Annotated in this window: 14 protein-coding genes; 6 read left to right on the forward strand and 8 right to left on the reverse strand. The window is 43.3% G+C overall.

Going from position 1 to position 15926, the window contains the following annotated elements; all coding sequences use genetic code 11:
* Positions 1-131 precede the first annotated feature (131 nt).
* Positions 132-926: a nitrilase-related carbon-nitrogen hydrolase gene (locus tag L6421_RS03490; RefSeq protein WP_237263256.1), complete on the forward strand. Its 795-nt coding sequence runs from the start codon at positions 132-134 to the stop codon at positions 924-926.
* Between the two features lie 34 nt (positions 927-960).
* Here L6421_RS03490 and L6421_RS03495 read toward each other — a convergent pair whose 3' ends face one another.
* The 8 genes from L6421_RS03495 to mutS all read right to left on the reverse strand — a co-directional run bounded on the left by L6421_RS03495 (position 961) and on the right by mutS (position 8777).
* Entirely contained in the window at positions 961-1494 is a 534-nt protein-coding gene (locus L6421_RS03495; RefSeq protein ID WP_237263258.1) for a thioredoxin fold domain-containing protein, read from the reverse strand.
* Between the two features lie 192 nt (positions 1495-1686).
* Positions 1687-2307 carry a BamJ family beta-barrel-assembly machinery protein gene (gene bamJ / locus L6421_RS03500; protein ID WP_237263259.1) on the reverse strand — a complete coding sequence of 207 codons (621 nt, stop codon included), beginning with the start codon at positions 2305-2307 and terminating at the stop codon, positions 1687-1689.
* 105 nt (positions 2308-2412) lie between these two features.
* Positions 2413-3054 (reverse strand): DUF6962 family protein, encoded by a 642-nt coding sequence (locus tag L6421_RS03505; RefSeq protein WP_237263260.1) that lies wholly within the window; start codon positions 3052-3054, stop codon positions 2413-2415.
* Between the two features lie 147 nt (positions 3055-3201).
* A complete protein-coding gene (locus L6421_RS03510; RefSeq protein ID WP_237263261.1) occupies positions 3202-3765 on the reverse strand; it encodes a DUF1415 domain-containing protein in 564 nt (187 codons plus the stop codon).
* A gap of 11 nt (positions 3766-3776) precedes the next feature.
* A complete protein-coding gene (locus tag L6421_RS03515) occupies positions 3777-4631 on the reverse strand; it encodes a DUF5718 family protein (protein WP_237263263.1) in 855 nt (284 codons plus the stop codon).
* Positions 4632-4637: 6 nt separating this feature from the next.
* Positions 4638-5189, reverse strand: coding sequence for a cytochrome b (locus tag L6421_RS03520; protein ID WP_237263265.1), 552 nt, complete (start codon positions 5187-5189; stop codon positions 4638-4640).
* A gap of 31 nt (positions 5190-5220) precedes the next feature.
* A complete protein-coding gene (locus L6421_RS03525) occupies positions 5221-6087 on the reverse strand; it encodes a tetratricopeptide repeat protein (RefSeq protein ID WP_237263266.1) in 867 nt (288 codons plus the stop codon).
* Positions 6088-6152: 65 nt separating this feature from the next.
* Positions 6153-8777 carry a DNA mismatch repair protein MutS gene (mutS, locus tag L6421_RS03530; RefSeq protein WP_237263391.1) on the reverse strand — a complete coding sequence of 875 codons (2625 nt, stop codon included), beginning with the start codon at positions 8775-8777 and terminating at the stop codon, positions 6153-6155.
* A 175-nt stretch (positions 8778-8952) separates the two neighbouring features.
* Between mutS and L6421_RS03535 the strand changes: the two genes are divergently transcribed.
* The 5 genes from L6421_RS03535 to L6421_RS03555 all read left to right on the forward strand — a co-directional run bounded on the left by L6421_RS03535 (position 8953) and on the right by L6421_RS03555 (position 15663).
* Positions 8953-9435: a CinA family protein gene (locus L6421_RS03535; protein WP_237263405.1), complete on the forward strand. Its 483-nt coding sequence runs from the start codon at positions 8953-8955 to the stop codon at positions 9433-9435.
* 528 nt (positions 9436-9963) lie between these two features.
* Entirely contained in the window at positions 9964-10992 is a 1029-nt protein-coding gene (gene recA / locus L6421_RS03540) for a recombinase RecA (protein ID WP_237263417.1), read from the forward strand.
* Positions 10993-11020: 28 nt separating this feature from the next.
* Entirely contained in the window at positions 11021-11665 is a 645-nt protein-coding gene (locus L6421_RS03545; RefSeq protein WP_237263429.1) for a regulatory protein RecX, read from the forward strand.
* A 130-nt stretch (positions 11666-11795) separates the two neighbouring features.
* Positions 11796-14387: an alanine--tRNA ligase gene (gene alaS / locus L6421_RS03550; protein WP_237263442.1), complete on the forward strand. Its 2592-nt coding sequence runs from the start codon at positions 11796-11798 to the stop codon at positions 14385-14387.
* 49 nt (positions 14388-14436) lie between these two features.
* A complete protein-coding gene (locus tag L6421_RS03555; RefSeq protein ID WP_237263445.1) occupies positions 14437-15663 on the forward strand; it encodes an aspartate kinase in 1227 nt (408 codons plus the stop codon).
* The last annotated feature ends 263 nt before the right edge of the window (positions 15664-15926 follow it).

Genomic DNA, 15926 nt, shown 5'->3' on the forward strand with positions numbered 1-15926 from the left:
TATTTGTATAGTGATTGGGTATATATCACCCTAGTGGGTGAAATTAAAAATAATCGTTGAAAAAGTTGATTTAAAATAATTAAAAATAAAAGGTGGTAAATTTCGCTTAATTACAGGATTGATAAGAATATATGGGGCTTAAATTAGGAATCATTCAGTTTGATGCTGTTTGGCAGAATACGCCGGTCAACCTGCAGCACCTTAAAAATAGCTTGGTGAAACAGGATTGGTCAACAATGGATGTCTTGCTTTTACCAGAGATATTCCATGCAGGGTTTGCTATGCAACCGCAGTTGTTTGCCGAATCCATCGACGGGCTAGTGAGTCAGTGTTTGGCTGATTTGGCGATGGAGTATTCTGTTACGATTGTAGCGGGGGTGGCGCAACGAAGGGTGCGTGCAGATTGCACAGGACAGCAATTAAGTTTTTTCAATAACGCTTTGGTGTTTGATAAAAGTGGTGAGCAAACTGCCTCTTATACTAAACAGACTCTTTTTAGTTATGCCAATGAGCAGCAGGTGTATCAAGCGGGTCATAAATCGAAAATAGTGGAGATAAACGGCCAACCATTCGGTTTGTTTATTTGCTATGACCTCCGTTTTCCTGAGCTGTTTCGTAAGATTGCCAAACAGGTTAAAGGGATGATTGTTTTGGCTAATTGGCCTGAAAGTAGACAGAATCACTGGGAGAGTTTGCTTAAAGCCCGTGCGATTGAAAACCAGTGTTTTGTGATTGGCGTAAACCGCATCGGTCAAGATGGTAATGGTTTGATTTATGCTGGCGGGTCTTGCGTGATTTCTCCCTTAGGGGAGGTGTTGGCTTATGCTGATGCAGAGCAGACATGGTTAACTGGCGAAATTGAACTGCAACAAGTGGACGAGGTGAGAGAACAATTTCCATTTTTGGAGGATATGTACGTTTTATAATAAGCCACCAGGCCTGGTGGCTTTTTTGTCGGATTTATTGCGGAATTTGTTTTGGGTTGTTTAACGCTTTAAGCGATTGATTAATAGACTGTTTTAAATAAAACGGATAAAAATCATAAGCACCGGAAAGCAGTTGATTAGTAATCACTTCTCCCTCACCATCCACAAAAATCACTACCGGTAAACTGCTTAAATTATAAAGGGCTTTAAACTCTTCATTGGCAAGTGTTTCACCATAAAAGTCCACGGTGGTTTCGTCCACATTCACATTGATTTCCGTCATCAACACATAACCATCAAGCTGTCCTGAATAGAGTGTGGGTAGAATGGCTTCGTCTTTTAGGTTTTCTGTTGATTTCAAGCCTTTGGCCGAGAACAGAATCGCAATCGGCAAATTCTGTTCTGTGGCTTGTTTGCCTAATTCTTGTAGGTTTTTTGCAATTGGTAATACGCTGGTATCGCTATAAGCCGAGTTTGAAAACAATACAAAAAATGCAATCACCAGGCCTGGTAGTAATTTTTTAGCAGCCAACATAAGGTGTAAAAGAGAGCCTTGAATAGAACGCATGATTTTTAACCTATTAAAAATAATTTATTCATCTTACCAGGCCTGATAAGTCGATTTGCAAAATTTTAAGATTGAGATAATTAAGGAGTAAAAACCAAGGGCAAAAAGGCGAGGGAAATTAGACGGTGTCTGTTTTGAGCTGAATTAGAGGTAACTCAGCTCAATGAGGTTAAGTCATTCGACTTAGATGGGTTAAGCCATGATCTCAAGTAGTTCAACATCAAAAATCAATGCTGAATAAGGTGCTATTTTTCCACCAGAACCTTGAGCGCCATAGGCCAATTCTTGAGGAATATATAAACGCCATTTTGAACCGGTAGGCATTAACTGCAACGCTTCAGTCCAACCTGCAATCACACGGTTAACCGGGAATTGAGCTGGCTGACCACGTTCAACCGAGCTATCAAAAACCGTACCGTCAATCAATGTTCCGTGATAGTGTGTGGATACCACAGATTCCGGGCCAGGTTTTTCACCCGTACCTTCGGTTAATATTTCATACTGTAGACCTGAAGCGGTGACAAAAACGCCTTCTTTTTGGGCGTTTCCAGCTAAAAAGGCTTCACCTTGCGCACCGGCAACTTTAGCTTGTTCAGCATGTTTGGCTTGCATGATATCGTTAATTTCTTGGAATGCTTGAGCAAACGCTTCTTGGCTAATCGGGCTTTCAGTCCCTTCCAAAGCATCCAATACACCCGCAGCAACCGCTTGAGGGCTGACGCCTTCAAATGGATCTGAAGCCAACTGCTCACCCATCTGGCGACCGATACCGTAACTTACAATTTCTGGTGTGGTAGTAAAGTTGTTAGACATGTTCAAAGTCCTGTTGAATGAAAAACGAGCATCTTAGCATAAATGAGCTGTTGACGCTGATTGGGTTGGTTAAACAGGTTCATTGAACGGTTGCAGATTTGGCGCTCAACCTAAACCTCTTTTTATGCCTATCACTAATGAAATGACACCTAAAATCTGTATTAGATGATAAATTCCGTTGTGGTCAAATAGCCAGATAAGGGTTACAGAAAGTTCAGTGGTTTGAATAAAAGAAGCTGTAATTGTGATTAAGATTCCCAGTGTCATATAAACGGAACCTTTTAGTTTGTCTGTATAAGCCAACCAAAAGTAACCCGATAAAGAATATAGCATGATTGTGAGCTGATAAATGATGAAAATATTAAAACTATCAGGCCAAAATAAGGTGCTTACAAAGAAAATTAGAGCGATGAATAGAACAAAGGGTAAGACTCTTCTAGAGGTTTTTTCGCTAAAAATATCGTTGGTGCTGGCAATCGCAAATAGGCTGACCAGTAAGGCTAGAGAAAAATTGAGAAGATGCCATAAATTGGTTTGCAATTCAAAAGGGATTTTAAAACCATGAACCACTGCACCAAGGCTAGAGGCAAAAGTTAGGACACCAAATAGTCCAACCCAGATCTGGAGTTTCCATTTTTGCGTAGTTAAATTTTGGCGAAGATAAACTAAACTGGCTAAAGCAATCAGCGCCAAAAGCGCATCGGTAATCGCGGTGCTTTGTTCGTTGGCTAAATCAATAAATTCCATAATGACCTTTCAGAAAAGGTAACGGTAGCTTGCATGATAAGCCAGGTGTTTGGGGATTTGTGCAAGATTTAAATGATTTCTAGCCTTAACTCATGCTTTAACTCATGCTTTAACTCATGCTTTAACTCATGCTTTAACCAGGCCTGGTTACTTTTTGAAGATATGCGGAAACAAAGCTATTTTTTGTTCTTGGCTTAACCCACACACCGTTTCAATATTCTGTTCAGGAATCGATTCTGGATTTGGATAATGGGCAATGGCTTTTTCCAGGCTGGCTTCACGCAATAAATGCAAAATAGGGTAGGGTGCACGGTTGGTTAGGTTCTCGTCATCTTCGGGCTCGGTACCCCCAAACTGATAGTCTGGATGAAAGGTCGCCACCTGGAAAACTCCTTCCCATTCGTTGTCTTCAATCAAGGCGTCTACATATTCTAAAAAGTCATTGTAGTCGTAAAAGTCTTCTAGCATATTCGGCACTATCAACAGGGTGGTCTCAATGCTTTCTGCTTTGGTTTCGGCCAATAAATTCAACTCATTTTGTAAATCTTCCAGTAAACACGCATCGGTATTGCAGTGTGATATCGCAAAACGGATTTGTTGGTTTTTATAAGGTTGGGAGGCAAAAGGGCAGAGATTTAAGCCAATAACGACCTTGTCTAACCACTGGTTAACGTCATTCAAAATCTGTTCATTGTTGGTTGGGTTAGACATAAGGTCTCTCTCTAAACGATTTTTTGTTGCAGGATAGAGCTGTTTTTTAATTCAGCCAGTTCACCGGTTAAATGGGCATAAACTTCATCTGCGCTGTTTAACGAAGCATCGTAAACATAGATAGCCACCTGGTCACCAGGTTGAAGAAATACGCTTTCACCAAATTCGGTATAGGTGGTGGCACCCAAACTCACCATGATTTGAGCAGGGTATTGCGCCTGTTGCAAGATCTGGTGGAGGTTTTCCAATGGCCCGAAATCTTGTTGCTGATTGAGTTTTTCAATCATCCAGTCGTTGAGTTGTTGATGAAAATAGGAATAGGTCAACACCGAACTGTCTTTACCATAAGCGTGGATTTGTCCATCGCGAATTAAAAAAGAGGCGATTCTAAACGTGTCTAATTCACAATCTGGTTTAAAGCTGTTCATTTCAATAAACTGCTCGGCAACCCCTTTGGTTGCTTTCCCCCAGTTTTTCTTTTCGCTGATTTTTTTGGCGCCTGGTTTGCGAATGGAGCAATCATTGAATGCCGCAAACGCTTGTGGTTTAAGTTCAATCACTTTTCCATCATCGTATTCAACATTAAATAACACACATACCTCAGGTTCGGCTTGCAGGTGCGCATTGTCGGCTAGGTTTTCTGGGTAGCGAATTTCTGTTGAAGAGAGCGGGTAAACACCTAGCTGTTTGTCTGAACTTTTAACGTAATAAGGAAAGATGCCTTTAGGCGCATTGGTGGTTGCGGTTTTTACATTGACAAAATCCGGGGTTTCTCCGGCTTGTTCTAGGTGGCCGGCAAAGTTGCCCGCCACTCCAAACCCTACAATATCTTGTAGGGTGGTTTGATCAATTGGAAAATAACTCATAGGCCTTTAGATTTCTTTTTTGTTTTTACCTAACATGCGTAACAAGGTGGCGTCTTTATAGACCAAGTGGTGTTTCAAAGCTCCGGCAATATGAAGTGCAACGATGGCAATCAATAGGTAACCCGCAGTGCCGTGGATTTCTTCGGCAATTTCATGAATCATCTCATTTTCACCAATCAACACCGGTAGCGTGAATAGGTTAAAGAAAGAGACGTCATGACCACCCGTGGTTGACATGATCCAGCCTGAAATCGGCATCATGATCATCGCAAGATATAAAATACCTTTTACCGCATGGCCTAGAATATGTTCAAACTTGCTGTTAGAGATTTGTTCAGGGTTCGGGCTGATTTTCAGCCATAATAAACGTACCATCATCAACATGAAAAGACCGATTCCCAATGATTTATGCAGTTGATACATCTCAAGTCTTTCTGGGCCTTTTTCCATTTCATGCATATAGATACCCAAACCAATAAGGCCAATAAACAATGCGGCCGAAAGCCAATGGTTGGCACGAGAAACCAGGCCATAATTTTGTTCACTATTTTTCAACATTTATATACCCTCTAATTTATATTTTGTATTTTTAATAAAGTAAGCTTTGGAATTTTCTTCGATACATTGTAACCAATTCAGGGGCTTTTGCAGTAAGCATTTCAAAGGCTTTTAAAATGGTTTTTTGCGGCAAACCTTCCTGATAAGTTCGATCGATTGTGAAAAGTTTGAACAGGGTTTGTAGTGCTTTTTCGGCATGGCCGTTGAGCATTAAGTAACCCGCTAAAGCGTAGAGTGCATCAACGTCATTTTGATTTTCTGCCAAGGTCGCTTGAATAACTTCAATCTCAGGTGCTTGCTCCAGCGCTTCAGAAAAGAATAGAATCCCATCAAGTTCTTTACCTTTGGGGTCTTTCTGTGCCTCTTCCGGTAGTTTATAGAACAGGTCTTTGGCCTTGTCCAAGTGCCCGGTGTGTAAATACATTTGCACTAAATCCAGGTGGATCTTGAAGTTGTTGGCGTTCACTTTGGCGGCTTCGCCAAGCAGTTGAATAGCTTGGTCATATTGGCCTTGCGCAAAAGCTTCGCCAGCTTGTTTGCGTAAAACCTCAGAAGGTTCTTCTTTGATATTGGCATTTAACATCGATCGATAGGCTTCTTCACTTAATAAGCCTTCGTATTCGGTAACGATATCGCCATCAATAATCAGTTTATAAAGCGGTACGCCAGGTAAACCAAACTTTTGCGCGATGTCTTTCTCTTTGTCCACATTGAGTTTGGCGAAAATGAACTTGCCGGCCATCTCATTCGCTAACTTTTCCAAGATGGTATTGGCGAGCTTACTTTGCTCGTTCAGCGGCGACCAGCAGTTTAGGAGCACCGGAAAACGTTTGGAGTTTCTAATCACCATCTCTTGAATGTTGTTAGCGGTGATATCGACAATCATGGCTTCAGACATGAACTATTTCCTTAATTGATTCTTTTGGTTTAATGCTTGTTGTTTGAACAGTCTGTTAACTTTGATTAACTGTTTTTTAATGTGGCTTTAAGTTCGTATAACGCATCCAGCGCTTTTCTTGGCGTCAGCTCATTCGGATCAATCTCTTCCAAGAGTTGCTGTACTTTTTCTAAAGCAGGATTAGGTTGTACGCTAAACATATCAAACTGTTGAATGGGTTCTGCAACTGGACTCGTTTTTGTAGCGGAAGTTGCAGGCGGTGTAGCGTTTTTTTGAGTAACCGCTTGATTCTCCAGCTGGCTTAAATGCTGTTTAGCCAATTGAATCACATTTTGCGGTACACCTGCCAATGCCGCTACTTGTAAACCATAGCTTTGTGATGCCGGCCCGTCTTGTACTTGGTGTAGAAATACAATGCTGTCTTGATGCTCTATGGCGTCTAAATGTACGTTGATTGTGTTGTCAAAGCGTTCATTCAAAGTGGTGAGCTCAAAGTAGTGGGTGGCAAACAGGCAGTAACCTTTCACATTTTGCGCAATGTGTTCCGCAATGGCCCAGGCTAAAGCCAAACCGTCAAACGTAGAGGTTCCTCGACCCACTTCATCCATCAAAATCAACGAGTTTTCAGTGGCGTGGTGCAAGATGTTAGCGGTTTCCGTCATCTCCACCATAAAGGTCGATCGCCCCGAGGTCAAATCGTCAGACGCCCCTATGCGAGTGAAGATTCGGTCGATGGGGCCAAGTTCTGCTTTGTCTGCAGGTACGTAGCTGCCCATAAACGCCATTAAGGTAATCAAAGCCGTTTGGCGCATATAGGTGGACTTACCCCCCATGTTTGGCCCGGTGATAATGTGCAGTTTACGCGTTTCGTTAAACAAGGCGTCGTTGGGAATAAACGGCTCGTTGGAAACCGCTTCAACCGTTAAATGGCGCCCCTGTTCAATCATCAGGCCTGGTGAATCGGTTAAAACCGGACGTGTCAAATTCAAGCGTACCGCTTGTTGGGCTAGGTTGACCAATACATCCAATTCAGAAAGTGCGCTGGCACAGTTTTGCAGTTCCGCCAAATGTTCGTTGAGTTTTTCCAATAAGGCCTGGTAGAGCCATTTTTCACGTGAGAGCGCTTTTTCGCCCGCGCTTAAAATCTTATCTTCAAAGGTTTTAAGTTCTGGAATGATATAGCGTTCCTGGCCTTTCAAGGTTTGGCGGCGGATATAGTCGGCGGGCACGTTTTCACTTTGCAGTTTGCTGATTTCAATGTAGTAACCATGCACACGGTTATAACCGACTTTTAAGGTGGAGATGCCGGTGCGTTCTTTTTCACGTTGCTCCAAGGCTAATAGATAATCACCGGCTTCATTTTTTAAATTCCGCAACTCATCCAGTTCGGCATCGTAACCTGGGGCGATTACACCGCCGTCACGAATCAGAATGGGCGGGTTATCAATAATCGCGCACTCCAATAGTTCCGCCAATTCTGGAAAGGTACTCATCCTTGAGGCGAGTTCAGTCAGCTTTTCGGCACTGTTCAAGTTGGCGAGTTGCTGTTGAAAATCGGGCAGGGCGTTTAAGGTTCTGCCCAGGTGTAAACAATCACGTGGTCGAGCCGAACCTAAGGCCACACGGCTAAGAATACGTTCCATATCGCCGACTTGTTTCAAAGTGGTGCGCAATTCGTCGTCTTGGTGATTGGCTAAGATGGTTTCAATCGCATCTAGGCGTTGGTTGATGATCACGCGGTTACGTAATGGCTGGTTAAGCCAGCGTTTGAGTAATCGGCTACCCATCGCGGTGGCAGTGTGATCCAGAATCGCGGCCAAGGTGTTGCTGGTGCCTCCGGACAGGTTGGTGTCAATTTCTAGGTTGCGCCGACTGATCGCATCCAGCACCAAGGTGTCGGTGGTTTGATAAGTATGAAGGCTGGAAATATAAGTCAGGTCACTTTGCAACATGCTTTGTGCATAATGCAAAATCACGCCAGAAGCGCTGATAGAAGCCGTTTGGGTGTCGCAACCATAAGCCACTAAATCTTGGGTTTGAAAATGGGCGATTAAACGTTTACGGCAACTGGAAACATCAAAATGCCAGCTTGGATATCTCACCAGGCCTGGTCGTTTTAAAATGGCTTCTGGCAATTGCTCTCTAAATAAATCATCATCAGGCACTAACAGTTCAGAAGGTTTCAAACGCTCCACTTCCGCCAGTAATTGGTTAAGGGAGCTCAATTGGGTGGTTTCAAAACGACCGCTGGAAACTTCTAGATACGCTAAACCGTATTGGCTGTCTTGCTGGGTAATCGCCACCAATAGGTTTTCATGCCTGTCTTCTAACAGGGCTTCTTCAACTAAAGTGCCCGGGGTGATGACTCGCACCACTTTACGCTCAACCGGCCCTTTGCTGGTAGCCGGGTCACCCACTTGTTCACAAATGGCAACCGATTCACCGAGTTTAACCAGTTTGGCTAAATAGCCTTCTGCCGAGTGATGCGGAATGCCGGCCATAGGAATAGGTTCACCGCCTGACTTGCCTCGAGCGGTAAGGGTGATTTCCAATAAATCAGAGGCTTTCTTAGCGTCATCAAAAAACAGCTCATAAAAGTCTCCCATTCGGTAAAACAGAAGATGGTTCGGGTGCTCGGCTTTTATGGCTAAGAACTGTTGCATCATTGGGGTATGGCTGGTTTTTGTCATGGTGAGATCTATGGGCGCTTTAACTGTGGTTATTAGAATTTGAATAGAAACTAAAAAAGAGTATGCTATGGCTTATTAATAATGTATGCAAGGGCATTATTGGAAAAGGATGTTGAATTAAGGATAAGTTTTTCGTGTTTAAGGCTCTTGTGGCAGTGGCAAAGGATGGATTGAAATGAAGTTTGAAAGTTTGGTTTCCCAGGTTGGTAAAGCGTTGGTGGATTACGATTCCATGGTGGTTACGGCCGAATCTTGCACTGGCGGAATGATTGCAGAAGCGTTGACTTCAATTGGTGGAAGCACCGCCTGGTTTGACCGTGCCTATATCACTTATAGCTATGAATCTAAACGTGAGATGCTCGGCGTAAAAGAGATTACCATCCAGAAAAAAGGTGCGGTTAGCCAAGAGTGTGTTGAGGAGATGGCGTTGGGAGCGTTGCAGCAGTCCCATGCCAAGGTGAGCGTGGCGTGTAGCGGGATTGCTGGGCCAACCGGTGGCTCACCCGATAAACCTGTCGGAACGGTTTGGTTGGCTTGGGCGGTACAAGGAAAGCAAGAAGTGATTTCACAACGGTTTTTATTTGATGGCGACCGACAAGCCATTCGAGAGAAAACCACTGAAGCGGCTCTGATGGGAATCATGAAGTTGATCGCTTGATTCATTTGCCAGTTTGATAATTTCTTTTATAAATTCAGCAATTAATCGATGTGCATCGCTATTTAGTGACTAGGATTTGTATTTAATTTATGGGATAATTTATGGCTAACATTTCACTAGGACAGTTATTGATTCGCTCCTGGATAGATGTTGGTGTTTAAAACCCGCGAGAGATTCATGCGATATAGGGTTTTACAGTTAGAAAGAATTTGCTAAACCTTTGTTTTAGCCAAATATTTTGCCGTTGTTAACAAGGATTCTTGATGATGAAAAGGCGAGTTGGCGAGCAAGGGTTTTTTATTGGAAGCGCGAAAGTTAAGTGTTTGTGATAATGAAAAGATAAAACTTTTCAAAAGCTTGAAAAAAAAGTTTAGAAATGGTGTGAGATTGTGTTTCTAACTTTAGCTTTTTTAGGTAACGATAAAAAGCGAAAAAAGACTTAAAGATGGATACTGAAGATAGATATTGAATGATATCAATATTGAATAGATTTTATGTCTAAACATGCAACCAAAAGGATACCAGTAGATGGATGAGAACAAGAAAAAAGCATTAGATGCCGCTTTAGGCCAGATTGAAAAGCAATTTGGTAAAGGTTCAATTATGCGTATGGGTGACAGTACTGTGCCACGCGATATCGAAGCGGTTTCTACTGGTTCTCTTGGTTTGGATATGGCTTTAGGCATAGGCGGGCTACCTAAAGGCCGTATTGTTGAAATCTACGGTCCTGAATCATCAGGTAAAACGACATTAACGCTACATGCCATTGCTGAGATGCAAAAGGCGGGTGGCACTGCGGCTTTTATCGATGCTGAGCACGCTTTGGACCCTATCTATGCCGAAAAACTAGGGGTGGATGTGGATAACCTTTTAGTTTCTCAGCCAGATACCGGTGAGCAAGCGTTGGAGATTACCGATTCTCTAGTGCGTTCAGGCGCAGTGGATGTGGTGGTGATTGACTCGGTTGCCGCCTTAACGCCAAAAGCAGAGATTGAAGGCGATATGGGGGATTCTCATATGGGTCTTCAAGCGCGTTTAATGTCTCAAGCGTTACGTAAGTTAACCGCAAACATCAAGCGTACCAATACCTTGGTGATTTTCATCAACCAGATTCGTATGAAAATTGGTGTGATGTTCGGTAATCCGGAAACCACAACGGGTGGTAATGCGCTTAAGTTCTATGCTTCTGTACGTTTGGACATTCGTCGTATTGGCGCGATTAAGAAAGGTGATGAGATCTTAGGTAACGAAACTCGCGTTAAAGTGGTTAAAAACAAAGTATCGCCGCCATTCAAACAGGTTGAATTTGACATCCTTTACGGCCAAGGGATTTCTCGTGAAGGTGAGATTATCGATCTAGGCGTTAAAGAGAAACTGATTGAAAAGTCGGGCTCTTGGTATGCCTATAACGGCGCTAAGATTGGCCAAGGTAAGGATAATGTCCGCCAGTATTTGATTGATAATCCTGCGATTGCTGAAGAGTTGATGGACAAGATTAAAGTCGCGGTTATGCCAGCCAAAAAAGTAGCTGCAGATGTCGAAGAGTTTGTTGAATAAACTTCTTTAAGCCATCTTTGAATACGTTTTGAAAAGCGCGGAAGAGTTTTTAGCAGAGTTGGGATTGAAGTCGGGGGCGGATTTAGGATTAGATTCGCCTGCTGAGTTAACTTCGGGCCAAAAAACACCTCAAACAAACGGGCTTTTTGAAGCGGGCAGAATTGATGGCATAACAGTCGCTGACGTAGCGGAGTTAAGCCAAAAAATCGAAGCCAAAGCGGTGGCGCTTTTAGCGATGCGAGAGCATGGTGCAAAAGAGTTAAGGCAAAAGCTATTGACCAAGTTTCCAGAAACGCCTGAGTTGTTGGCGCAATATGCGGAACAACCAGGCCTGGTCAAACGGTTGGTGAGTGAGGTGATTGAACTTTGCCGAATGAATAATTGGCAGAGTGATGAACGCTACATTGAACAAGCGGTTCGCAATTATGTCGATAAAGGACATGGTCCGCAAAAGATTCGACAAAAGTTGCAGCAGACTTGTGATGATTCCGCCTTGATTTCAGCCGCTTTAGATTGGGATGAATCAGATTGGGCGGAATTGGCGCAGAGGGTTTTAGAAAAAAAATATGGCGACGCTAAAAAACCAGCGGAGCAAAAAGAGCAAGCACGGCGAATGCGTTTTTTACAAAGCCGTGGCTTTGCCCCAAGTACAATTTGGAAAGCATTTCGATAATGGTTGTTTAAAACGATTTCGTTCGGTTTTCCAAAACGTATTTTCAGCCAATTATCAGATTGACGGGTTGGCAACAAGACAGACAGTAAACAGATTTACAGAATTTATAAACTTTAAGGTTATTTTCACTATGACGAGTGCCGAACTCAGAAAAGCTTTTCTAGATTATTTCGTTAAGCAAAACCATACAGCAGTCCATTCCAGTCCTGTTGTGCCGGGTAATGATCCTACATTGTTATTCACCAATGCGGGAATGGTTCAGTTTAAAGAGACTTTTTTAGGTCAAGAGCAGCGTGAATATACACGCGCTACCAGTGTGCAGCGTTGTATCCGTGCAGGTGGTAAACACAATGACTTGGAAAACGTCGGCTACACTGCTCGCCATCATACATTCTTTGAAATGTTGGGTAACTTCAGTTTTGGTGATTATTTCAAACATGAAGCCATCAAGTTTGCCTGGGATTTCTTAACCAATGAACTGGGTCTGCCTGAAGAGAAGTTATGGGTGACCGTTTTTGAAGAAGATGAAGAGACGGCAGGGATTTGGTTAAACGAAATGGGCATCAGCCCAGAGCGTTTCTCGCGTTGTGGGGCTAAAGATAACTTCTGGCAAATGGGGGATACAGGCCCTTGTGGACCATGTACGGAAATCTTCTATGATCACGGCGCTGATGTTGCTGGTGGGCCTCCAGGTTCTCCTGATGAAGACGGTGACCGTTATATCGAGATTTGGAACCTGGTGTTCATGCAGTTCGACCGTGCTGCGGACGGCACCTTGACTCCGCTACCAAAACCATCGGTTGATACCGGTATGGGTTTGGAACGTCTTGCCGCGGTTATGCAAAATGTGCATAACAACTACGATATTGACCTGTTCCAGGCAATCGTTAAAAAAGCCGCAGAGTTGACCCATCAAACCGATTTAACCAACAGTTCGTTGCGTGTTATCGCCGACCATATCCGTTCTTGTGCATTCACTATCGTAGATGGTGTTTTACCCTCTAACGAAGGTCGTGGTTATGTGCTTCGCCGTATTATCCGTCGTGCGATTCGTCATGGTTATAAGCTAGGTATGAATGATGTGTTCTTCTACAAGCTGGTTCCGGTATTGGTCGAACAGATGGGTGAAGCTTATCCTGAATTGGCTAAAGAACAAGCCAATGTTGAACGTGCTTTAAAACTTGAAGAAGAGCGTTTTGCGGAGACACTTGAAAACGGTATGAAACTGTTGGAAGAGTATATTGCCGGCATGGATGGTTCGGTCATCGCCGGTGAGATTGCGTTTAAGCTTTATGATACTTACGGTTTCCCATTAGATTTGACCGCTGATGTTGCGCGTGAAAGAAACTTAACCGTTGATGAAGCTGGCTTTGAAAAATCTATGGAAGCTCAGCGTGAACGTGCACGTTCTGCCAGTAATTTTGCGGCCCAGACGACAGGCAAGATCGACTATTCCGGTGAAACTCAGTTTGTGGGTTATGACCGTGATGAAGCGGAAGCGAAAGTGATGGCGATCTTTGTTGATGGCACTTCGGTTGATTCTATTGCGGAAGGTACAGAAGCGGTGGTCATTTTAGGTAGAACACCGTTCTATGCAGAGTCAGGTGGGCAAGTTGGTGATACCGGAAGTTTAACCGAAGGGATGCATAGCTTTCATGTCAACAACTGTCAGAAGCAAGGTAAGACTTTCTTGCATATGGGCGTGGCGACTGCGGGCACACTTTCAGTTGGTCAAGTTTTAACCGCTCGTATCGATGTGAATGGCCGTCGTTCTTCTGAACGTAACCACTCGGCAACGCATTTGCTACATGCGGCCTTAAGAACTGTTTTAGGCACACATGTTCAGCAAAAAGGTTCTTTGGTTACGCCAGATAGATTACGTTTCGACTTCTCTCATTTTGAACCAATCAAACCAGAACAGCTACTTGAAATTGAAAAGTTGGTGAACCAGAACATTATGCTTAACAACCCTGTCGGCACCAATGAAATGGATATTGAATCGGCTAAAGAAAAGGGCGCGATGGCTCTGTTTGGTGAGAAGTATGGTGATGTGGTTCGTGTGGTTGATATGGGAGATTTCTCGGTTGAACTTTGCGGTGGTACCCATGTTTGTTCTACCGGGCAAATCGGCCCATTTAGGTTACTTTCTGAAACCGGTATTGCCTCTGGCGTTCGCCGTATTGAAGCGGTGACAGGTGAAGGTGCTTGGGCAGCCATTTACGAAGATGATAAGACGTTGTTAAATGTTGCGGCAACCGTTAAAGCGGATAAAAACCAAGTGGAAACCAAGGTTGCACAACTGGTAGCTGACCATAAAGAACTTGAAAAACAGTTTAAACAGTTACAGTCAAAAATGGCTTCTTCTCAGGGTGATGATCTTGCAAATCAGGCTGTTAAAGTGGGTGATGTGAGTATTCTTGCCGCTCAGCTTGAAGGCGCGGATGTCAATACTCTACGTGAAACGTTAGACAAACTGAAAGATAAATTAGCCCCTGCGGCGATTGTTCTAGCAGCGGTTGATGGAGACAAAGTGACCTTGGTTGCCGGTGTTTCTAAAGAAGTGACCGGTACATTCAAAGCGGGTGAGTTGGTTAACCATGTTGCACAACAAGTTGGTGGTAAAGGTGGCGGTCGTCCTGATATGGCTCAAGCCGGTGGTAAAGATCCAAGTAAGTTGGCAGAGGCTTTAGCGTCTGTTCAAGTGTGGGCTGAATCAAAATAATTGCGTTGATTGACCTCAGGGTCAAAATTAATATAAAGATATAGAAAAAATGGCATTAATTGTTCAAAAATTTGGCGGTACTTCGGTCGGAAATGTCGAACGTATCCAACATGTTGCAACACAGGTTGCTAAAAGTGTCAGTGAAGGTAATCAGGTTGTGGTTGCCGTATCGGCAATGAGTGGCGAAACCAACCGTTTAACGGCTTTAGCCCAAGAGATGCAATCTCGTCCATCTAAACGTGAAATGGATGTTTTATTAACGACCGGTGAGCAAGTGACCATCGCTTTATTAAGTATGGCATTGCAGGAAAGAGGTTGTCCGGCAATCTCTTACACGGGCTGGCAAGTTCCAATTACCACGGATAATGTTCACTCGAAAGCTCGTATTGAGAAGATTGATGGCGAGAAGATTCTGGCTCAGGTTGCTCAAGGTAAAGTGGTGGTGGTTGCCGGTTTTCAGGGTGTGACTACGGACGGTGATATCACGACTTTAGGACGCGGTGGTTCCGATACCACAGCGGTGGCTTTGGCGGCGGCTTTGAATGCCGATGAGTGTCAGATCTATACGGATGTGGACGGTGTCTATACCACCGACCCTCGTGTTGTGCCTGAAGCCAAACGCCTAGAAAGAGTCACTTATGACGAGATGCTTGAATTAGCCAGTTTAGGAGCAAAGGTTCTGCAGATTCGTTCAGTAGAGTTTGCCAGCAAATACAATGTACCATTAAGAGTATTGTCCTCCATGAAAGAAGGTGGCGGGACTTTAATAACCACAGAAGATAACTTTAAGGATAATGATATGGAAAAGCCACTCATTTCAGGAATTGCGTTCAGCCGAGATGAGGCCAAGTTGATGATTTTAGGTGTGCCGGATAAGCCAGGTGTGGCTTACCAAATTTTAGGGCCTATTTCTGATGCGAATATTGAAATTGATATGATTATCCAGAACCAAGGTGTGGATGGAAATACCGATTTCACCTTTACGGTTAGCCGTAATGATATGGAGCCGGCGTTTGAAATTCTAGAGGGCATTGCCACTCAGCTGGGTGCGCGTGAAGTTTTATCTGACGACACCATTGTTAAAATCTCTATGGTGGGTGTCGGCATGAAGTCTCACTCAGGGATTGCCAGTACTATGTTTAAAACATTGGCGGAAAATGATATTAACATCCAAATGATTGGTACGACGGAAATTAAAATTTCTGTGGTCATTGATGAGCCTAGTTTAGAGTTGGCGGTTCAATCGTTACATGAAGCGTTTGAATTGGATAAATAGACCGTTAATTTACTCGCTTGATTTAAAACCTGCTTCGGCAGGTTTTTTTATGCCTATAAAAAATAGAAAAATTGATTTTAAGTAACTTGGACTCAATTTAACCACTTGATGTGATTGGGAATTTAACTTTTTTTGCGGTAATATCTTAATAATAAATGTATTGTAGAAGTAAGAGGTGTATGCTGATTTTAAAATGATTAAACCTTAAAAGTGCTTTTTTAGAACGCAAATTGACCTGCATTATCACGCACTGAATAGGTTTG

The organism is Thiomicrorhabdus immobilis (assembly GCF_021654855.1).
GTDB lineage: Bacteria > Pseudomonadota > Gammaproteobacteria > Thiomicrospirales > Thiomicrospiraceae > Thiomicrorhabdus > Thiomicrorhabdus immobilis.